22 protein-coding genes and 1 tRNA gene are annotated in these 21,167 nt (G+C 44.3%); 14 read left to right on the plus strand and 9 right to left on the minus strand.

The window, feature by feature from the left end:
- The first annotated feature begins 15 nt into the window (after nucleotides 1–15).
- The gene (locus tag BM008_RS06275; protein ID WP_091934919.1) at nucleotides 16–567 is read left to right on the plus strand and encodes an adenylate kinase family protein; all 552 of its coding nucleotides are present in this window, start codon (nucleotides 16–18) and stop codon (nucleotides 565–567) included.
- On the opposite strand, the gene BM008_RS06280 is transcribed toward BM008_RS06275, so the two are convergent.
- Genes BM008_RS06280 through BM008_RS06295 form a run of 4 tightly spaced genes read right to left on the minus strand, consistent with a single transcriptional unit; the run spans nucleotide 564 to nucleotide 6,557 of the window.
- Nucleotides 564–2,135: a hybrid sensor histidine kinase/response regulator gene (locus BM008_RS06280; RefSeq protein ID WP_091934922.1), complete on the minus strand. Its 1,572-nt coding sequence runs from the start codon at nucleotides 2,133–2,135 to the stop codon at nucleotides 564–566. The two genes, BM008_RS06275 and BM008_RS06280, sit on opposite strands and share 4 nt — an antisense overlap.
- 15 nt (nucleotides 2,136–2,150) lie before the next feature.
- Nucleotides 2,151–2,588, minus strand: a complete 438-nt coding sequence (locus BM008_RS06285; RefSeq protein ID WP_245747936.1) for a response regulator — start codon at nucleotides 2,586–2,588, stop codon at nucleotides 2,151–2,153.
- On the minus strand, nucleotides 2,578–6,246 hold the full coding sequence (locus tag BM008_RS06290; RefSeq protein WP_091934928.1) for a PAS domain S-box protein: 3,669 nt from the start codon (nucleotides 6,244–6,246) through the stop codon (nucleotides 2,578–2,580). The genes BM008_RS06285 and BM008_RS06290 overlap by 11 nt, the downstream gene beginning before the upstream one ends.
- A 5-nt stretch (nucleotides 6,247–6,251) precedes the next feature.
- Nucleotides 6,252–6,557, minus strand: coding sequence for a hypothetical protein (locus BM008_RS06295; protein WP_091934932.1), 306 nt, complete (start codon nucleotides 6,555–6,557; stop codon nucleotides 6,252–6,254).
- Nucleotides 6,558–6,916: 359 nt separating this feature from the next.
- Between BM008_RS06295 and BM008_RS06300 the strand changes: the two genes are divergently transcribed.
- The 3 genes from BM008_RS06300 (at nucleotide 6,917) to BM008_RS06310 (ending at nucleotide 9,238) form a co-directional block, all read left to right on the plus strand.
- Nucleotides 6,917–6,989: transfer RNA gene (locus BM008_RS06300), tRNA-Cys, on the plus strand.
- 25 nt (nucleotides 6,990–7,014) lie between these two features.
- The gene (gene cysS / locus BM008_RS06305) at nucleotides 7,015–8,448 is read left to right on the plus strand and encodes a cysteine--tRNA ligase (protein ID WP_091934935.1); all 1,434 of its coding nucleotides are present in this window, start codon (nucleotides 7,015–7,017) and stop codon (nucleotides 8,446–8,448) included.
- Nucleotide 8,449: 1 nt separating this feature from the next.
- Nucleotides 8,450–9,238, plus strand: a complete 789-nt coding sequence (locus tag BM008_RS06310; RefSeq protein ID WP_091934938.1) for a PhzF family phenazine biosynthesis protein — start codon at nucleotides 8,450–8,452, stop codon at nucleotides 9,236–9,238.
- 49 nt (nucleotides 9,239–9,287) lie between these two features.
- Here BM008_RS06310 and BM008_RS06315 read toward each other — a convergent pair whose 3' ends face one another.
- From BM008_RS06315 to mer, 3 genes are read right to left on the minus strand one after another with little or no spacing between them, the layout of a single operon-like run.
- Entirely contained in the window at nucleotides 9,288–9,806 is a 519-nt protein-coding gene (locus BM008_RS06315) for a nicotinamide-nucleotide adenylyltransferase (RefSeq protein ID WP_091934941.1), read from the minus strand.
- 12 nt (nucleotides 9,807–9,818) lie between these two features.
- Nucleotides 9,819–10,847 (minus strand): F420H2 dehydrogenase subunit FpoF, encoded by a 1,029-nt coding sequence (gene fpoF, locus BM008_RS06320; protein ID WP_091934943.1) that lies wholly within the window; start codon nucleotides 10,845–10,847, stop codon nucleotides 9,819–9,821.
- Between the two features lie 27 nt (nucleotides 10,848–10,874).
- The gene (mer, locus tag BM008_RS06325; protein WP_091934945.1) at nucleotides 10,875–11,855 is read right to left on the minus strand and encodes a 5,10-methylenetetrahydromethanopterin reductase; all 981 of its coding nucleotides are present in this window, start codon (nucleotides 11,853–11,855) and stop codon (nucleotides 10,875–10,877) included.
- A 384-nt stretch (nucleotides 11,856–12,239) separates the two neighbouring features.
- Between mer and BM008_RS06330 the strand changes: the two genes are divergently transcribed.
- The 9 genes from BM008_RS06330 (at nucleotide 12,240) to BM008_RS06370 (ending at nucleotide 18,418) form a co-directional block, all read left to right on the plus strand.
- The gene (locus BM008_RS06330; RefSeq protein WP_091934948.1) at nucleotides 12,240–12,479 is read left to right on the plus strand and encodes a DUF2180 family protein; all 240 of its coding nucleotides are present in this window, start codon (nucleotides 12,240–12,242) and stop codon (nucleotides 12,477–12,479) included.
- 8 nt (nucleotides 12,480–12,487) lie between these two features.
- Nucleotides 12,488–12,706: a DUF2180 family protein gene (locus tag BM008_RS06335; protein WP_091934951.1), complete on the plus strand. Its 219-nt coding sequence runs from the start codon at nucleotides 12,488–12,490 to the stop codon at nucleotides 12,704–12,706.
- 29 nt (nucleotides 12,707–12,735) lie between these two features.
- Nucleotides 12,736–13,107, plus strand: coding sequence for a carboxymuconolactone decarboxylase family protein (locus tag BM008_RS06340; RefSeq protein ID WP_091934954.1), 372 nt, complete (start codon nucleotides 12,736–12,738; stop codon nucleotides 13,105–13,107).
- Nucleotides 13,108–13,187: 80 nt separating this feature from the next.
- A complete protein-coding gene (locus BM008_RS06345) occupies nucleotides 13,188–14,615 on the plus strand; it encodes a cytochrome c family protein (protein ID WP_245747938.1) in 1,428 nt (475 codons plus the stop codon).
- 17 nt (nucleotides 14,616–14,632) lie between these two features.
- Nucleotides 14,633–14,824, plus strand: a complete 192-nt coding sequence (locus tag BM008_RS06350) for a 4Fe-4S dicluster domain-containing protein (protein WP_091934956.1) — start codon at nucleotides 14,633–14,635, stop codon at nucleotides 14,822–14,824.
- 18 nt (nucleotides 14,825–14,842) lie between these two features.
- Nucleotides 14,843–15,463 (plus strand): flavodoxin family protein, encoded by a 621-nt coding sequence (locus BM008_RS06355; RefSeq protein WP_091934959.1) that lies wholly within the window; start codon nucleotides 14,843–14,845, stop codon nucleotides 15,461–15,463.
- A 12-nt stretch (nucleotides 15,464–15,475) separates the two neighbouring features.
- Nucleotides 15,476–16,174 (plus strand): ferredoxin--NADP reductase, encoded by a 699-nt coding sequence (locus BM008_RS06360; protein ID WP_091934962.1) that lies wholly within the window; start codon nucleotides 15,476–15,478, stop codon nucleotides 16,172–16,174.
- A 32-nt stretch (nucleotides 16,175–16,206) separates the two neighbouring features.
- A complete protein-coding gene (afpA, locus tag BM008_RS06365; protein ID WP_091934965.1) occupies nucleotides 16,207–16,755 on the plus strand; it encodes an archaeoflavoprotein AfpA in 549 nt (182 codons plus the stop codon).
- A 28-nt stretch (nucleotides 16,756–16,783) separates the two neighbouring features.
- A complete protein-coding gene (locus tag BM008_RS06370) occupies nucleotides 16,784–18,418 on the plus strand; it encodes a pyridoxal phosphate-dependent decarboxylase family protein (protein WP_091934968.1) in 1,635 nt (544 codons plus the stop codon).
- An 18-nt stretch (nucleotides 18,419–18,436) separates the two neighbouring features.
- Here the strand turns inward: BM008_RS06370 and BM008_RS06375 are convergent, their stop codons facing one another.
- Nucleotides 18,437–19,264 (minus strand): hypothetical protein, encoded by an 828-nt coding sequence (locus BM008_RS06375; RefSeq protein ID WP_091934970.1) that lies wholly within the window; start codon nucleotides 19,262–19,264, stop codon nucleotides 18,437–18,439.
- Between the two features lie 14 nt (nucleotides 19,265–19,278).
- Nucleotides 19,279–20,382, minus strand: a complete 1,104-nt coding sequence (locus BM008_RS06380) for an inositol-3-phosphate synthase (protein ID WP_091934972.1) — start codon at nucleotides 20,380–20,382, stop codon at nucleotides 19,279–19,281.
- Nucleotides 20,383–20,661: 279 nt separating this feature from the next.
- Here BM008_RS06380 and BM008_RS06385 point away from each other — a divergent pair, with 279 nt between their 5' ends.
- Nucleotides 20,662–21,150 carry a ferritin family protein gene (locus tag BM008_RS06385; RefSeq protein ID WP_091934974.1) on the plus strand — a complete coding sequence of 163 codons (489 nt, stop codon included), beginning with the start codon at nucleotides 20,662–20,664 and terminating at the stop codon, nucleotides 21,148–21,150.
- Nucleotides 21,151–21,167: the final 17 nt, after the last annotated feature.

Here is a 21,167-nt window from a genome sequence, read left to right on the forward strand (position 1 = left end):
GGCTCATTGTTCACTATGCTTATTGGTATCACCGGAACACCGGGTACAGGAAAGACGTCAGTAACAAAACTGTTTGAAAAGGACCCTTTCTATCAGGTCATCCACCTCAACGAGCTGATCAAAGAAGAGAAGCTCTACTCAGAAGTGGATACCGAAAGGGACTGTGTCGTTGCTGACATGGACCTGGTATATAACAGGGTCCTGGAGCTGCAGGACAGCTTCTATCCTGTTACTATAGTAGATAGTCACCTTTCTCATCATATTGCTGATATCGTTATTGTACTGAGGACATCGCCTGTAAAGTTGAAAGAAAGACTTGAAAAAAGGAAGTATTCAGTTGACAAAGTACGGGAGAACCTCGAAGCAGAAGCCCTGGACATCATCCTGGCGGAAGCGGTGGACTGGTGCGAGAAGGTCTTTGAACTCGATACGACAGCAGGAGCTGTGGAAGGAACCTTCAAGGATATCGAAAGAATAGTTAAGGGACTTCGAAATGGCGACACAGAGGAACTAGAGAAAGAATTCAGACCAGGGTCCGTTGACTGGAGCGACTATTTCTTTGACTAATGCAGACCAGTAGTACATCTGTCCTGACCAGTTATCTCCCGGGAGACAGGGGATGAAGGCAATATCAAAGTGAACGTACTGCCATGCCCATAATTGCTTTTCACCTGAACATCGCCATTATGCATCTTTGCATATGTTCTGGCAAGCATAAGACCAAGACCTACTCCTCCATATTTACGACTTGTTGAACCATCTACCTGTACAAATGGCTCGAATATCCGTTCCACATCGGTCTTTTTTATGCCAGTCCCATTGTCAGAGACAGATATGTATATGCTATCATCCCCTTTTTTGACATCAATAGATACCTCACCACCATCAGGTGTGAATTTCAGAGAATTTTCGACCAGATTGTAGAGGATCTCTGTGATCTTTGTCGCGTCTGCCATGATCTCACCCACCTCCGGATCTACATTCATACTTAGAGAGATGTTCTTTTTAGATGCCATTGGATCGGTCCTGTTGAGAACGACAGATAATACGTATTCAGGATGGAAATTCTCAAATATCAGGTCCATACCTCCTGATTCTATTTTAGACAGGTCCAACATCCGGTTTATTAGTTCCAGAAGACGATTGCCACTATTGTTGATAGTAAATATCTGTTCTTTTTGCTTGCTGTTCAGTTCTCCTGAATAACCTTCCAGCAAGACATCAGAAAAACCAATTATGGAACTTAAAGGCGTTCGCAGCTCATGGCTCATGTTTGCAAGCAGCTCATCCTTATAGCGATTAGCCTCTTCAGCAGCCATCCGGGCACGCAGGATTTGCTCTTCTGCAAGTTTCCTGCTGGTAATATCTATGAACGTACCGATGGCACGATGAGGAACCCCATTCTCATCTATATCAAAGGGTTTCCCACGTCCAGTAACCCATATCCATTTACCTGATTTGGACAGCATTCTGAAATCCATCTGGAATACTTCCAGTTTCCTGAGATCATTCATCAAACGGCCAATAACAAGACCATGGTCATCAGGATGCAGAAGAGTTGCCCAGGCATCGAAAGTACCTGGAAGTTCATCAGGCTTGTATCCAAACATGAAATACCACCCCTGACTAAAATATGCGTCGTTGGAATCCATATCCCAGTCCCAGAACCCATATTCAGATACCTCCATTGCAAGCTGAAGTCTCTCTTCACTTTCCCTGAGAGAGAGCTCCGCCTTTTCCCTTGCCACAAAAGCTGCCTTCTTATCAAGTGCCTCCATTACAGAGAAAGGAAGCCTCCTTATACGGTCCTTTAGAATATAGTCCGTAGCACCAGCCTTCATGCATGCCACTGCAGTCTCCTCATTGAGCGAGCCTGTGAAAACAATGAACGGTATGCTGCTGTCGTGATCAAGAAGGATCCTAAGTGCCTCCATCCCATCAAATGTTGGAAGATTATAATCTGATATCACAATGTCAGGAGAGAATCCATGCAATTCCTCTAAGAAATCCTCGGCAGTTTCCACTCTTCTGGACTGGAATTCCAGTCCGTTCTTTAAGAGTATCCTTTCTGCCAGTTCAGTATCAGGAGGGTAATCCTCTACGAACAGTATACGAAGTACAGAACCGTTTTCCATATATCCCTACCTCTATCATTTTTTGAACTCGTTCATCAGCAGCCAGTAAAAACCGATCTTATTTATGGATTCCACGAAATTATCAAAATCAACAGGCTTTACAATGTAACTGTTAACACCTAACTTATAGCTCTCAACTATATCACATTCCTCTCTGGAGGAAGTAAGCATAACAACTGGGATAGAGCTCACATCAGGGTCACTTTTAATTGTCTTCAGTACTTCAAGACCATCCACTTTAGGTAGTTTCAGGTCGAGCAGTATCAGACGGGGGAATGCCTTTATTTCCCTTCCTTCGAACTCACCCCTGCCATATATGAACTCAAGGGCTTTCTCACCATCACCCAGTACAACAACATTGTTTGCAATATTGTTCTTTCTCAATGCCCTCAGTGTTAGTTCCACATCCTCCGGATTATCTTCCACAAGCAATATCTCTACTTCATTCTCCACACACATTATCCTCCTTTTTCAATGGTAATGTAAAATAAAATGTAGCTCCTTCACCAACTTTACCTTCAGCCCATATTCTCCCACCATGCCTCAGGACTATACGCTGGACTATAGCAAGACCCACACCAGTACCCTCAAATTCCCTTTCACTATGCAAGCGCTGGAATATACCGAATAGTTTATCGCTGTATCTCTGATCGAACCCCACACCATTGTCCTTTACATAATAGATATTTTCATCTCCGTCGTCGATAGAACCAATATCTATACGTATCTCGTCTTTTGGCATACTGTACTTGATGGAATTGGAAATGAGATTCATCCATAGTTGTTTTATGAGAATAGGGTCTGCGCATGCTTCCGGAATATCATCAATATCAAGAACATATTTCTTTTCAGTATCATTCATGGTCAGGTCATTGAATATAGAACGTATCATGGAAACCATATCGATATTTACATTGTTCATCTCATTACGACCGATCCTGGAAAGGGCCAGCAGGTCAGTTATAAGTTTGTCCATCTTCTGTGTATTCGTCCTGATAACATCAAAAAGACGTATTCCCTCATCATCAAAGACATCAACATAGTCCTCAAGGATTATCCGCGAGAAACCATCTATTGCACGCAATGGTGCCCTGAGATCATGAGATACGGAATACGTGAATGCTTCCAGCTCTTTGTTGGCACTTTCAAGCTGAGATGTACGTTCGTTCACACGGTCCTCAAGCTCGGCGTTGAGCTTTCTTATCTCTGTTTCTGCCACTTTGCGTTCGGTGATATCGCTAACAAATCCCAGAAACCTTGTTTCACTCAATTTGACCGTTTTTATAGTACATATTATAGGATCACCATTAGATCTCAAAAGCTGGATGTCACCAGCCGATATCCCAACATCATCGGCAGCAAGGAAGGTTGAAAAAGCACTATCTTTTTCTTCAGGAGAGACCATGTCCACAAAGTTCATTCTGAGAAGCTTTTCTCTGGAATGACCTGTGATCTTGCTTAGCGCTTCATTTACATCAACGTAGTTACCATCTTTATCGGCAATGAACAGACCATCAGGAGCCTGTTCCACATAACTGCGGAATCTTCTTTCACTTTCATTGAGCGAGGCAAGCAGTTCGTCACGTTCTCCCAAGGTCCTTGCAAGCTTGACATTACTATAACTTAATATGGAGATCATTTCGGTCAGACGGGAGTAATAGGTCATCAGCGAATTCACCATTTCCCTGCTCAATCGGGGAACCCTGTCAAGTGCTTCCATGTACTCCTTTTCGTCAAACCCGTATTTCTTTGCCTGGAGCCTGAATGTATCATAGGGGATCTCTTCATCATCAAGGAAGAACTGGCCAATGTAAAGATTTCCCATATGGGAACCACCCAATACAATAGGAGTTACCATATCCCACATGTTGTTCTTACACTTGTAGAACCTGTATGTACCGGGAGCTACACCCCTTGTCAGATTCAGATCACTTTCAAGACAGTGTTTACAGGAATCCGGATGAACACGATGGAATTTCGTGCATATATCCTGCCACCCAATAGCTACCAGAACATTACCCTTCATATCGAGTATAGCCATTCCTCCTATATGGGTAAGCTCATGAAAATTATCCATTAGCTCTTGCAGGGATTCGATATCAACGATATCGGCAAGTTCCAGTTCTCCAATATCCCCATCTGGTTCCAGAATGGCAGCTAACTTCTTTTTAACTCGAACCTCACTCTCGTGCAAGGCCTTTTCAGACAGTTTACGTTCGGTGATATCCTGGAAAGAACCGGTCATTTTCACGACCTTACCATCTTTCATTAAAGGACGACCCAGCGTACGTACCCATTTATGAACACCTTTGGCAGATATCAGTTCCAATTCAAGATCATAGGGTTCACCATTCTCTATCGAATTGCGAATAGCTTCCTCTAGTATCTTTCTTGAGGAGGGAGTATAGAAATTTAATCCGATATCTTTGCTGGTACCAGCTCCCGGATCAAGATCATGTATAAGGGCAACTTCAGGGGTCCATTTTCCTTCTCCGGTGGAAATATCGAATTCCCATCCTCCTATCTTGGCAATACTACCCACTTCATTAAGGAGACGATCACGATCATGGAGGGCATTCTCTGCCACCTGGTACCTGGTGATATCTTCCGAAAAAATGACGATCCCACCAATTTCATTGTCTTTTTTTCTCCATGGCCGAACTTCCCAGCGTAGCCATTGGACACTTCCATCAGCTCGCTGGAAACGGTCATTGTCACCAGTGATAACCTCACCTTCCATAGCCCTGCGGTGTATCGATCTAAGATCATCCCCGACCTCCGGGAAAAGATCATAGTGGCTCAGACCCTGAATATCCCGGTCGCCAAGAGAAAAGTCTTCAAGCCAGCGATGACTGGCTGCAATGTAACACATATTAAGATCGAACATAGCTAATGAGGCAGGTGCATGCTCTATGAAAAGCCTCAGCATTGTTTCGCTTTCAAATAACTTGTTCTCAGCATTTTTGCGTTCAGTGATATCCTGAAGATATCCCACTACCTTGACAACTTTGTCACCTTCATATACAGGACGTCCTCCGGTACGCACCCACTTATGCTCACCTTTTGAAGAAACGAACTCAAGTTCAAGATCATACGGCTCCCCCTTATCGACAACATCCTGAAATGCTTTCTCAATTAACGGCCTTGACCGGGGAGTATAGAAATCAAGTCCGAACATTAAACTTGGGTCAACGTCCTGGTCAACGCCATGTATCCTGGCTATCTCAGGGGTCCACGAACCTTTTCCTGAGCGCAGATCCACCTCCCAGCCACCGATCGCAGCAATTGTACCCACTTCGCTCAAAAGACGTTCACTTTCATGAAGTGCTACTGCAATTTCCTTATATTCACTTATATCCTGAAATGAACCAAGTACCTTTTCAATAACACCATCTGCAACAATGGATCTTGCACTTGCTCGCACCCACTTATGATTTCCTTTCGCAGATATCAGTTCCAGCTCAAGGTCATACGGAGTACCTTTCTCAATAGCGTCCTGAAATGCTTTTTCAATAACAGAACGAGATGCTGGCGTGAAGAATCCAAGACTTTCATCAACACTCAGCTGGGTCTTGGGGTCAAGGTCATAGATCATGGCCACCTCAGATGTCCATGAGCCTTCACCTGAAGCCGGGTCGAATTCCCAGCCACCGATCTTAGCAATATTCCCTACTTCGTTTAAAAGACGCTCCCGTCCCAGAAGAGAGAGCTCCATACTTTTATGGTCCGTAATATCCTGAAATGATCCAATTACCTTGACGACCTTTCCATTTTCCCTAATAGGACGACCACTGGAACGGACCCATTTATGAATACCTTTTGCAGAGATGAACTCAAGTTCAAGATCATAGGACGTACCATTCTCAATTGCTTCCTTTAATGCATTTTCAAGAGACTTTCTTGACCCGGGAGAATAGAACTCCAGAGCAGACACCACATCAGGATGGTAATCCATATCCTGATCATGTATCCTGAATACTTCAGGAGTCCAGAATACATCCCCGGAATCCATATCGAGACTCCATCCGCCTATACGACCTATTTTGCTTACCTCATTTAGCAGGGACTCACTTTCCCTGAGAGCCTCTTCTGTATCTTTCAAACTATCCATATCCCTTACCTGGCAACTATAAGCATGTGTTCGTTCATCATCGGATATCTTGTATTGAGACCGATGGGAAAACCAGTATCATTCTTGTGTGAATAACACCCATTGATCACACAAAGTGTATTATCGGCAGTGATGCTCCGATCCACCCTGATAAAAATATATCTCTTCAATTCACGTTCCGGAAAAAGATTGTAAGCAACTGGTAAATGCAAAAGAGTAACTACTGCCCCTAACGATCCGATATGACCCTGACCCATACGAGACAGAATCCCCGTGATGCCCTTTGATCCACCGAGCATATCCCCTGTCATACTCCCACTTGAACAGCAATTTCACAATTCCTTCGAACCAGTTGGCTATGCCCCAGCTTCCAACAGATATAATGTCATGACCGAAAGGATCACTGTGAGATATTATGCTGTATTTTAACCTTTTACTAAAAGAGTAATCAGTGCTCATAAATAAATTTTTGCACGGACATACAAATTGAAAGATCTCAAATGTGAATATAAGAGATACTACCATAATGCATTCTGAAGAAATTCAGGAAATATCATATCAGGAAACATCTGCATTGGCATATCTTGCCACAAAGCACCAGTTTTAATAATAATATGCAATTAAAGTAAATTGACAGCAATTAATTGTTGTGACAGACTGTTATCCTTATGCCGAGGTGACAGAGTGGCTAATGTGACCGCCTGCAGAGCGGTTTTTCGGGAGTTCGAATCTTCCCCTCGGCACTTTTATTGACAAAGGTGTTCTACCGTGGTTTTAAAAATATACAATACGCTTACAAGAGAGCTTGAGGATTTCATCCCCATCAATGGGAAGAAAGTGAATATGTATGTTTGTGGTCCCACTGTATATGACCACTGCCACCTGGGACACGCCAGAAGTTACGTTTCCTTTGATGTTATCAGAAAATACCTCATTTACAGAGGTTACGATGTCAATTATGTTTCCAATATCACTGATGTGGATGACAAAGTGATAGCAAGGGCAAAAGAAACAGGTGAAGACCCTTTTGTATTATCCAGGAAATTCACCGATTCTTTCATAGAGGATATGGAAACCCTTGCAGTGTTACCACCTGATACAAGACCAAAGGTCACAGAGCATATACCGGAGATCATCGAAACGATCAGCACATTGATAGACAATGGCACAGCTTATGTGACCGCCAGAGGAAATGTGTACTATGACCTTACCTCATCAAAAGAAAAGATAGGTATCCTGAGCCACCAGACCGAAGAAGGGCTCCTTGAAGGCTCCGGCTGCAGAGTTGATGTAGAGGACGACAAAAGATACCAGCTTGATTTCGTACTCTGGAAAACTGCAACTGAGGAAGAAACTGGCTGGGACAGCCCATGGGGCAGAGGTCGTCCGGGATGGCATATCGAATGTACTGTAATGTCCATGAAGTATGGCTCCGAGCAACTGGACATACACGGAGGAGGCATGGACCTTGTCTTCCCCCACCATGAAGCAGAGATACATCAATCTGAAAGCTGCAGCGGAAACCACCAGTTCAGCAAATACTGGATGCACAACGGATTCCTCACAATAGATAAGGAAAAAATGTCGAAATCCCTCGGGAACTTCTTCACTATCAAAGAGGTACTGGATGAATTTCCGGCTGCGACTATCCGTTTCTTCATAGTTTACACTCATTACAGAAGTACCATCGATTTCAGCAAGGAAGCACTTGAGGAAGCAGGCAGAGCAAGAAAAAGACTTGTCAATACGATCACAAATGTAGAGCATGCCTTTGAAAACGCCGCTGATACCGGAGAAGACCATGGACTCACCGAACTCATCAATGAAACGAGGGATGCTTTCATCGACTCCATGGATGATGACTTCAATACCAGAGAAGCAATAGGGAACCTCTTTGCATTCGGTCGTAAGGTCAATTCAATAATTGCTGACCAGAAGCCTGGAAAAGGATCACTTCAAGATGTGCTTGACTTCTTTTCAGAGGTCAACCAGGTGCTGGGGATCTTTATAGATGACCACGGACCAGCGAATGATGAACATGCCCTTTCTGACGAGGAGATCGCAGAAATGATAGAGCTCAGAGAAAAGGCACGTGCAGAGAAAGATTGGGCAAGCTCGGATTCCATACGTGATGAGCTCAAAGAGAAGGGCATCATCATAGAGGATGGAAAAGAGGGTGTCAGGTGGAAACGGGAGATTTAAGATGACCGTTATCTGGCAGGTAGATGCATTCACAGACAGACCATTCTCGGGGAATCCTGCTGGTGTTTGTCTCCTGGAAGAGGAGGCGGATGAAGAATGGATGCAGAACGTGGCAAAGGAGATGAACCTTTCAGAAACGGCTTTCCTCTATCCGGAGGAAGGAGCTTACAGACTGAGATGGTTCGCACCTGATTCCGAAGTCGATCTCTGCGGCCATGCAACACTGGCAAGTGCACATATCCTCTGGGAAAAAGGATATGCGGAGAAGGAAGATATCATTGAGTTCCATACAAAGAGCGGAACCCTTACAGCAAGTCTCAAAGATGAATGGATAGAACTTGATCTCCCACTACTTGATGAAGAGGAGACAGAGATACCTGAAGGACTTGTTGAAGCCCTGGGTGTCAAACCTTTGTATGTTGGAAAGAACGCCTTTGATTATATTGTAGAGATCAGTTCTGAAGAGCAATTGATATTGATCGAACCTGACCTTACAAAACTTGCAACTATCACCGCAAGAGGAATAAGCGTAACAGCACGTTCGGCCTCGGAGGAATATGACTTCGTATCAAGGCTATTTGCCCCTGCGATAGGAATTCCCGAGGACCCGGTAACGGGTTCAGCACACTGCTGCTTGGGACCTTACTGGGAAAAGAAGCTCAATAAAAGTAGTTTCACTGCATATCAGGCATCTGAGAGAGGAGGGACCTTGAAAGTGCAGGTGAAAGGAGATAGAGTTCTCATTTCTGGAAAAGCAGTAACTGTGATCGAAGGCCTGATACTTGTATGAGATGAAAGAAAAAAAGGATTAAACTGCAATAGTGCTAAAATGATATCACTTAATCTGCATCTGAGCCGGAAACACTTTTGAGCCTGTTGACACCATCTATGTCATCAATGACATCGGCAACTTCCTCAGGTACAAGTGACCTCCAGTTCTCATCAGCTAACATACGCCTTCTGATCTCACTGCCGGAATAACCTTCCCTCTGATACATAGGTGGCTGTTTGACATTGATACCGGCTTCCTTGAAAAGACGTACAACTAATGGATTATTAGAATAGACCACATCAAAAGGTGGTGTCATAGAAATAATATGAGAGACCCACACGGCATTCCTTTGCAGGTCTTCTATGGGAATTGCGTAATGCATCACGTCAGCATCCTCGAGAGCATGCCTGATCATCATTACGCGCTCACCTGCAGTAAATGGATTCTTAGGCTCGTGGCTTTTCTGCGCACTGCCTATTCCAATTACTACCTCATCCACATCCCGGGCAATATCATTTATGATAGAATAATGTCCGAGATGGAATGGTTGGAAGCGTCCAATATAGAACGCTCTTCTCATGTGCATATTTGATAACCATCAGTGAATGCCACATTCATCGAATGTGAACTTCTCACAGACTTCAAGATAGTGTCCTGAGTTGTTATCGTGTTTCATCTTAGCAAGTTTCTGGATAAGGTCCATTCCTGGTTTTGGATCTTCCATGATCTCGACCTTGTCCTTTACAAGCTCGAACATCTTCTTGCCTACTTCTGTGCGTATGAGCACACAGTTCCAGCCATCTGGTGTACCGACAGATCCCAGTGATATATCTGCTGACACTGAGGTGTAGTCACAACAGTTGTGGCATGGGTTCCTTGCGTAATGAGCTACTTCCGGGATCTTCACGCTGTGGGCTTCGCCGTCCTTTGTGTAGTTCCAGAATTTACCCTTACCGAAGTCCATCTTGACAACATCATCAAGGTCAAGTCCCATTACTTCAGGAACGATCTTCTCGGTCATGATGTCGTGATAGAAACTCTCCATACACAGGAGTCCAAGGATGACAACGATCTTATCGTTGTTATTCTCAAAGAGGAGACGTGCGCCGTGTGCCTGGCAGGGTACACCAATTACGCCTATCTTATCATATTTCTCGAAAGGCTCTCTGAGTGCTGAAAGTACTGAATCGTAGGTATATTTGGTACCTGTAGTTCTGTCAACATCCTCCGGCTTGGTCATAATGATAAGCTCAGTACCCCATTTACCATCCCTGGCGATACCGACAATACAATCTACCGTACCGGTCTCGAGCAAAGCTTTTGCCAGAATAGAGGTGACACCACCGTCCTGACCTTGTATGGTACTCTTTGCTCCAAAGAACTCTTTCACGTTTGCAAATTCGTCTTCTTCATATCCGTCAATTACAGGACAGAGCCTTGCACATGTGAGACATCCCTCACATACATTTGGTGCTGCACCTTTGACGTATAATTCTAAATTATCAGGGTCACGGACTTCTGCATGCTTGTTCATAACAATAGCACCTGCAGGACATGCTGAAACGCATGCCCCACAAGAAGTGCAGACGTCGTGCTCAATGACCTCTAATATTTTTGGATGGGCCATTAACTGCCTCCGACGCTCTTTTTGTGTTTATCCAATGATTTCTTTACCAATGAGCTTGATGGCCTTCTCTTTGTTAGGTCCAATTGGGGAACCTGCAACGATCTGTGTTACACCGATGTCAAGCAATTCATTGATCCTTGCTTTACAGTCTTCTGGTGTTCCACTGATAGAGAATGCGTCCATCATGTCATTTGTGACCATACCGCCCATAAGTGCGCCGAAGTCGCCCTTGGCAATTGCTCCACCGATGTCAGCCTTTGATGCTACATCGATTCCGTGGCGCTCAAGGACCATGTCAGGTGAACCTGCAACGATAAATGCAACTACGATCTGTGCTGCGCTCTTTGCCTTTGCTGCGTCCTTGTCGATAGAGAAGCATGCGTATGCTGCAACGTCAACATCCTTAGGGTCACGGCCTGCCTTCTTTGCGCCTGATGCGATCTGCTGTACAGCTACTTCGAAGTCCTTAGGGTGTGATGCATTGATGAGTACACCATCTGAGATCTCTCCTGCGAGCTCGAGCATCTTTGGACCCTGTGCACCCATGTAGATAGGTACGTTTCCAGCCTTGAATGCCATCTTAGCGCCGCCGAACTTGATCATGTCGCCGTCCATGGTTACTTTCTCCCCAGCAATGAAGCTGCGGATAGCCTGGATGCTTTCCTTTGTTGTTGTGAGTGGCTTGTCCCATGAAATGCCCATTGCATCGAAGGTTGCCTTGTCTCCAGGACCAAGACCGAGAATTGCACGGCCGCCTGAGATCTCATTGAGTGAAGCAATGCTTGATGCTGTGATAGCTGCATTTCTTGTGTACGGGTTTGTTACACCTGTTCCGAGCTTGATGCTGTTTGTGTTCATTGCAAGCACGGTCAGGGTTGAGTATACATCACGGTTGTTGTAGTGGTCTGTGATCCATACGTTGTCAAAGCCCTGCTGTTCAGCAAGTTTTGCGTAGTGAGCTATCTTTAAAACTGGGTCGCTAGGTACAAATTCTATTCCAAATGTCATTTGAATCCTCCTCTAAAGTGTGTTCCTATTCAGGTATCTATACATATTTAAAACTTTGTTGGTTTGATTTCGGGAAAATCAGCGAAAATAAATATGTCAGCTCGTAACTAAAATTAAGGATTATGAAAAGTGATCCTGCAAGGATATAATGTGTAACTGTAGAGAACTTCTGTACCGGAACACTCTCTAAAAAATAAACATGAACTCACCGTTACAGATATATCCGGTAAATGTCAGATGAAATAATGTACATATTTGCAGGAGGTGACACCACAGGGAGTTATTTGGTCATTATCCAGGCGAATGATTGCATAGATGCAAGAACGAATGTACTATTAAATGAACTGTTAAGTGATAGATTGAATTTTGAATAAAGTGATCATCATGAAATGCTATGAATGCGAAAAAGATGGAAAAGATAGCGATACAGTGGCTATCTGCATAATATGTGGGAGAGGGGTCTGTAAGGAACACCATGTCAGGGAGGAGACACCTGTATGGGAAGGTGAATACAGCATCAAACTCAAATGTGGAATGGGCATAGCCTGCGACTACAAAGATGTACAGCACTGGAAGAAAGTACTCTGTATGCCCTGCCATAAGGCATTGGTTGATAATTACTAGGTGATATCATGATGAAATGTTATGACTGTATGGAAGAAGGAAAAGATTCAGAAGCCACCTGTGTCTGTATCACCTGCGGAAAAGGACTTTGTACCGATCACACAAAGGAACTGGAACTCCCTGTATCCGTAGGACAACCCCCTAACGTAGAGAGGCTTCCTAACGGACTGCCAAGAATACTGTGCAAATACTGTTTTGATCAGACAATTGAAGATTCATTTGACTGAACCTACCGGAAAATAAAGGAGGATAAATTATGTGTGGAGAAGGAAAAGGTAAAGGATGCGGACACAGAGAGATAATCGATGACATGTCCGATAAATTGGGATTCACACCCCAGATATTGGAGACGCTTGGAGAACTTGAACCTGAGTTCCTGCACAAGTACAACATGTGCAACAACAAGATACTCAGTGATGGAGCACTTCCAGCTAAAACAAAGATATTGATGGCACTCGCTATCGTTGCATCAAAGCAGTGTGAACGCTGTGTGGCTTCACAGATGAAGAGTGCTCTGAAGAACGGAGCAACAAAGGAAGAGATCATGGAAACAATGGATGTAATTTTCATCACATCCGGAGCTCCTGCAGTTGCTGCATGTAGAGATGCACTTAAACATCTCAAATAAGACATCCTGAAGGGGCCTTCCCGGTCCCTTTAGACCATTTACCATTTTACGATCATAATAGTTCACTGAGAGGATAGGATATGTGGGGGACCATTTTAAAGGGCAGCTTGCTTTTTGTGGCAGCCATGTTGTTGTTATCAATGACAGGATGTTCTGCATACGCTACTGAAGCTACTGAGTTCGGAGAGTTATCATCTGACGATTTCACCTATGAGAGCAGATGCAGACAATGCCATGCGATCATCTATTCAGACTGGGAAGGGACCATGCACTTCAACGCATATCTTGACCCGTTCTATCTGGAAGAGGTCAAAGTTGCAAGCGAGGACACTGATGGTCTTGTAGACGAGTTCTGTTCACGCTGCCACACACCCATAGGAGTTGTATCCGGCGAGATACCACCAATTGACGGATCAGAGATGAGCGATATCGCCAAACTTGGCGTCCAGTGTGATTTCTGCCATGTGGTATCAGGAAGTAACGGAACCGGTAATGCACCTTTCACAGTCACCCCCGGAAACACTAAGTGGGGACCTTTTGACGATTCAAGGTCAGCCTATCACGACTCAGAATACCTGGAACTCTATACGCAGTCAGAATACTGCGGTATGTGCCATCTGGTCATACACCCGGTCAACGGACTTGTGATAGATGATACATATACAAGCTGGCAAGAAAGCCAGTATGCAGAGGATGAGGTTGTTTGCCAGGACTGTCACATGACAGATGGTATCACAGAATTCGAAGCGAACCCCGGACGTGCAGGTTCGGGTGCACCTAAGAGAGAGCATATCTCATCACACGATATCGTTGGAGCTAATGCATTCATCCCACCAATGTTCGGTGCCAGCAGCGTAGCTGACATGGCAGTGGAAAGACTCCAGAGAGCCGCAACATTAGAAATTAGCACACCTGAGATAGCATCTGCCGGAGAAGAAGTAATGATCGAAGCTGCTATCACAAACTCAGGAGCAGGGCACAACATCCCAACCGGAGTATCAGAGATAAGGCAAATGTGGCTCGAAGTAGTTGTCACAGATAGCGAAGGCAATGAGATATACAATGCCGGAACCCTCGATGCTGACGGGAACATAGAAGAAGCAAAGATCATCTATAACAATGTTCTTGGAGATAGTAACGGCAGTGCCACAGATAGTTTCTGGCTTGCTGACAGAGTGCTTGAGGACAACAGGATAGGACCAAAGGAAACAGTGACAGAAGAACATACATTCACACTTCCTGATAATGTGGCCTATCCACTCACCGTGGAAACCAGCCTGAATTACAGATCAGCACCACAGTACATGATCGACCATCTGATGGGAGAAGATACTGAAGTACCTGTCATCAGTATGAACAAGGAACTTGCGATCATTTACGACCCTTCAACACCAATAGATGAAAGAGGCCAGCCAAGGTCATCAGAAAGCACATCAACCCCTGGTTTTAGTGTCTTTATCGCATTGGCTGCTCTGAGTATTACGATGTATATATTCAAAAGAAAATAGACGGAGGAAATTAAAAAATGCCACCAGTAGTAGACAAAAATAAATGTGAAGGAATCGGTGCATGTGCAGAAGCATGCCCAACAGATGTTATAGACATTGAGGAAGATGCGAACGGAGATCTCAGATCAGTTATCGCACGTCCTGATGACTGTGTGGAATGTGGCAACTGTGTTGATGCCTGCCCACAGGAAGCAATAACAATAGACTAACCAAACTGGAGTGACATTATGTCCGATGACACCAGCATCAAATTGCTCGGAATATCAGGTAGCCCGAGAAAAGGATCTACAGACTACGTTGTCAATGAAGCGCTCAGGTATGCACAAGAGAAGTACAACGTTGAAGTTGAGTATTTCTCTGCAAGAGCAAAGAACATGAAGTTCTGCATTCATTGCGATTATTGTGTCCGCAAGAAAGAAGGATGCGTACACAAGGATGATCTTGTTGAGCTCTATGACAAGATGCTCTGGGCAGATGCATGGATCATCGGTACTCCCGTTTACCAGGGTACATTAAGTGCCCAGACAAAGACAATTATGGACAGGTGCCGCGCAGTAGTTGCCCGAAACCCAAAAGCCTTCCTGAACAAGGTCGGTGCTGCAACAGCAGTTGGTGGTGACAGAGTAGGAGGACAGGAACCTGCAATGCAGACCATCCATAACTTCTACATCATCAGTGAGATGATACCCATTGCAGGCGGATCTTTCGGTTCCAATCTGGGAGCCGCTTTCTGGTCGCAGGATAAAGGTGCCGAGGGTGCTGCAGAAGATTCAGAGGGTATAAGGACCCTTCACAGGACCGTGAACAAGATGATAAAGACCGCAATTGCGATGAAGAGTATCAAATAAAGGGGTGCTCCATTGAAATTTGAAGAACCTGTGACAGAGATTATACAGAGAGCATATAATGTGAAAAGTTTCAGGTTCAACAGACCGGAAGCTTTTGACTTCAAAGCCGGACAGTACATTACGGTCACACTTGATAATAACGGGAAGAAGACAGGCAAACCTTTTACTATTTCTAGCAGTCCCACTGAGAGAGAACACATAGAGTTCACAAAGAAGCTCACTGGCCATGAATACTCGAACCTGCTGGATGCTATGGGGACAGGAGATACTGCACTCATAAGTGGTCCTTTCGGAAAGATGACATTCGAAGGGGAGTATGAGAAGATAGCACTGCTCAGTGGTGGTATTGGTATTACTCCCATGATAAGCATCTGTAAATATGCAACTGATATGAAGCTAAGTACGGATATCATGCTCATCTGCAGCGATAAGACAGAGCAGGACATGGTGTTCACAGAAGAGCTTGAAGATATGAAAAAAGAAAATCCAAGGCTCTCGGTCTTCAATACCCTCACAAGAGCATCAGAGAACTGGAAAGGATGCAGGGACCGCATCTGCAGTAACATGATCGAGAGGGAAATACCAGATTACGCAGAAAGGATATTCTATGTATGCGGACCACCACCAATGGTGGATTCTATGATGGATATGCTCCACGAGATGAAGATACCTGACAGCATGATATACAAGGAATCGCTTACAGGATATTGAAGTGGAACTGAACTAAAGGAGGAAAAAAGATCATGAAAAGAATAGCATGGGGAATTACCGGATCAGGAGATCTGATCAAAGAAACATATGATATAATGGTCGATATAAAGAAAAAGAGCAACATTGAGATCATGGTCTTCCTTTCAAAGGAAGGAGAGACCGTTATGAAATGGTATCACATGTGGAATGACATACAGAAGGATTTCCCTAACTTCAAGACCGATGCAGGACCAAACTCACCATTTATAGCAGGACCCTTACAGGTAGGACACTATGATGCACTTATCATTGCACCTACAACTGCGAATACCGTTGCAAAGATAGTCTATGGTATTGCAGACACTCTTGTTACCAATGCAGTTGCACAGACTGCAAAAGGAAGTACACCGATCTACATCCTTCCTGTGGACCAGAAGAGAGGGACTGTAAAGACATACTCGCCTGAAGGCAGGGAAATGGTGCTTAAGATGCGTGAAGTTGATGTTACAAATACTGAAAAGCTTGCGCAGATGGAAAATATAAGCATTCTGGAAAGACCAGATGATCTTTACGACCTTCTTGGCATCAGTAAGGATCAATAGACCTTAAAACACATACGATCAAAGGGGAGTGGGGGATACATATGAAGGATATCGAGCTTATGCGCTCTTTTTTACCAGACCTGCTGGTGATGAGGAAAAGATAGTCCTGATGCTTAACAAGCTGCTTAAAAAGATAGACAGTAAAGAGAACGGCACCATTATTGGAAAAAAAGAAACTCTGGATTATGAGAAGCTTATGAGGGAGACAAAGTTCCCCCATAGGATGAGCAATGAAACAGATGTTGGAGATTTTATTACCGGGCTTTACGAAGGTATAAACCTATGGAGCCACCCGCTTATGCAGTCAAACGTGGTGCCACCTGCCACAGCACTTTCAATTGTTGCAGATGCACTTGGTGCGAGATACAATGAGAACTCCATCAGTGACGACTATGGAGTGAGTGCGGCACGTTCTGAGATAATGGCAATAGCTATGCTTGCAGACCTTATAGGATATGATACGACAAAAGCTGGAGGTATCTTCACTTTTGGAGGAACAGGCTGCAATCTTTATGGTGCACGCATAGGCATAGAGAAAGCAGACCCTAATGCGAAGAACACAGGTATAAGGGACAGGATACATTTCTTTTGCTCCGATGTTTCCCATTACAGCATCAAATCTGCCGCCCTGTGGACAGGAGTAGGATTGGATAACGTAAAGACGATACCTTCGTATGATAACATAATGGATATCCATCTGCTTGAAGAAGAGATGGAAAAAACGATCAGTGAAGGTGCACGCATTGGAACGATATTTGCCACAATGGGGACTACAGATGCCTTTGGCATAGACCCTTTGAAGAAGATAGTGGAATTACGCGACAGAATACAGAAAAAGCTGGATTACCGGATACACATACATGCCGATGCGGTTATTGGATGGCCATACCTGACATTCAGAGGAGACACTTGTATCGATCACCTCCCACATATGTTACAGGAGGAGATCAGAGAGATCCTCTCAGGAATGAACGACCTTCAACATGCTGACTCAGTGGGCGTAGACTTCCATAAGACCGGGTGGGCACCGTACCTGTGCAGTGCATTTGTGATAAAGGACAGAGAGGAACTTACCCTTCTCCAGAAGCAGAAAAAGGATATGCCATACCTGTTCCATGGCGAAGGTTACCAGCCAGGAACATTCACACTGGAATCAAGCAGACCGAATTATGCACAAAAAGCACTTGCAAATATGATGTTAATGGGGAAACAGGGATATGAGACCCTCATAGTACATCTGATCACTGCTGCTGACCATCTGAGGGAGATGATAGAGAACAGTCAGGATATTGACCTTCTTAACAGGCACAATCCAGCTTTTGTAACCGATCTTAGAATCTATCCCCACACAAAATATGACAGCGAAGGGAGATCATTGTTCCTGAAAGAGATGCGTGACGAAACTGAAAAGGAGTTCACGGAAAAGACAAATCTGTACAACAAAAGAATAGCGCAGTACATGATCGAAAAGGCACAACATGAAGGTACTGCTATGATATCCTATACTGATAATTACAAGACAACGGGAGAGAACAGGGAGATAGTGGCGTTGAAGTCCTATCCTATGAGCCCATTTGTCGAAAAGGAACATATGGATGAAATGCTCAGGCAAATATACAAAGCAAAAGAATGGGTCGATACAAACTACGGATCTGAAGTATGATACTGCATGTGTTGTAGTTCAGAAAAAAGTATATCCTTCCACCATATAGTTTTCCGGAAAACTATCGGGTCCCATTTCCAGTCTGGGAAGTGACCGGAAGGTAGAGTATACTGCAATTATGCTGTCAAGAGCGTCGCCTTCTGTATCTTGAATTGCTTTCTCCTGTAATGAGGAAGGGATCACAAGACCTTTGCCCAAAAAATATTCGAGTATACGAAGGCGGGCATTTTGCCTGTCATCCGTCTTGCCTTTATAAGGAATATACATCTCTTCTTTCTTCAGTCTGCATGCAGGACATATCTCTATAAGCCATGGCTTTTCACTCTTTGCTTTCTGCATCGGAAGAATACATGCAAGGTCATCCCTGACAAGAGGATGCAGGATATCCCTAATGCCAAAATAGGTCTGCCGGTATAATCTCAGATTATAGACTGAAAAAGGTACCTTACTGCTTATCTCTGAGATACGTTTCAATTCCTTGCCGCCAGCCATACTCCGACATGACTCACGGAACTGTTCTGCAGATGGATATTTTGAAGGGAAGGACAGGACGAGATCCTCCCAGCTTTCCTCCATGAGAGGTTCAGGCAGGGAAAAGGAGAGGTCGATACCAAAAACCGCGTCTTTAGCATTAACAATGACAGACCTCAGTTCAGCAAGACATTCATCTCTCCCTGTAGAAGAGTTAACACCTGAGCCTACTATGTCTGCAAGCCGAAAACACTCATCGATGTGCAGAGTATTACCTACAGGTCTCCCTCTGCTAACCCATATTTTCTTGCATGCGCTCTTTGCAGCGCTGAAGTCGATACCATAAATGCTGCTGCGCTTCTGAGGTATCGACATATTAATATTGACTATCAGTTGTCGCGCTGTCCTTTGATGAACTCGTCCGTCATGACGTGAGCCTCATCGTCTGTGAACTGCTTTGGCGGATGCTTCATGAAATAGGATGAAGGTGAGTACAGGATACCGCCAATGCCTCTTTCAAGTGCAAGTTTACAACACCTTATAGCGTCTATGACCACACCTGCTGAGTTCGGAGAGTCCTCGACTGAAAGACGAAGCTCGATGTTCATTGGCACATCTCCGAAGAGCTTACCTTCCATTCTAAGGAAGCAGACCTTGTTGTCGTTCTGCCATGGTACGTAGTCACTTGGACCTACATGGATGTTATCATCATCCATTCTCTGACCAACTACTGACTGGACCGCTTCGGTCTTGGATTCCTTCTTTGATGCAAGTCTGTTCCTGTTGAGCATGTTAAGGAAGTCAGTGTTACCGCCTGTGTTAAGCTGGTATGTCCTTTCCAGTTTCACACCACGTTTACGGAAAAGGTCTGCAAGTGTCCTGTGAGTGATGGTAGCACCTAGTTGTGCTTTTATATCGTCACCTATGACAGGGATACCTTTCTCCTCGAACTTTGCTGCCCATTCAGGGTCGCTGACAATAAAAACAGGCATGTTGTTAATGTATGCAACTCCTGCCTCAAGTGCACATTCTGCGTAGAAACGGGTCGCTTCCTCAGAGCCCACCGGAAGATAGTTCAGCAGGATCTCTGCACCGGAATCCTTCAGCTCCTTTATTACGTCTTCTTTAGCGGATTCCTTTTCTGATGAAGGAATAAAGCTCCTGTTCTCGCTGTAGCCCGCCATGTGCTCAGAGACACCGTCAAGGATACATCCCATCTTTACGATAGTACCGGCCTTTGGCACCTCAGGGCAGAATACAGCAGTACAGTTAGGTGGTGCAAAGATAGCTTCTGATACGTCCGTTCCGACCTTCCTTTTGTCGATATCAAAAGCAGCGACTACCTCAATATCAAATGGTCTGTAACCTCCGAGATCCCAATGCATAAGGCCTATAGCATCGTTTTCATCTTTGTCCTTGTAATACTCAATGCCTTGTATCAGAGAACTTGCACAATTGCCAATACCCGCAATTGCAATCTTGATCTTGTCCATTAAACTACCTCTATAATAGCGATTTTTTCAAAAATCAATGACACACAAATCTAACCACATACATGTATTGTTACAAATAAAAAGTTTTCTAAATAGAGGGTGGTTGCCTACATTTAATAAAAAGGGGGTGTGCAGGCCCGAACTGTCCAAGCTCGAAAGATATATTAAGTCAGAGCCAGATAAGACTTGATACAGTGGGTATTATCGTCTTTTGTTCAACAGGAGATGATACTTTGAGTTCAGAGAACTATTTATTATTGCTTTAAAGGAGATCATATAATGAAAGATATACTACATGAGATCGCAGAGGAGCTTGATCACCTTGGATCATTGGATGAAGCTATCGGCCTGGCAATAGAGCTTGAAGAAGAGGGGATGCAATATTACAGCGAGAAGGCGTCCGTAATGAAGAACGAGACAGCCAGCAAACTATACATATTCCTTGCTGATGAAGAAAAGAAGCATGCAGGATACCTCAAGCAATACAGGGAAAGCAAGAACATCCCTGAAGTTGATTTCAAATATCCTAAGTTCGAAGCATCGTTCACAGAGGAGTTCTCAGATGAGAAACTTGAGGAGATAGGCATACTCCTTGCAGCACTCAGGTTCGAGCACAAGAGCGAATACTTTTACACAGAGCTTGCAAAAAGGGCAGAGGATGATGAGCAACGTGCATTCTTCGAGAAGGTTGCTGCTGCTGAGCGGGGACACTACATGATAATCGATGAATTACTGGGGTCTGCTACCGAGTTTAGAATGCAGACATAATTCAGGGAGAGAGCATA

This window comes from Methanolobus profundi, from assembly GCF_900114835.1.
Lineage (GTDB): Archaea > Halobacteriota > Methanosarcinia > Methanosarcinales > Methanosarcinaceae > Methanolobus > Methanolobus profundi.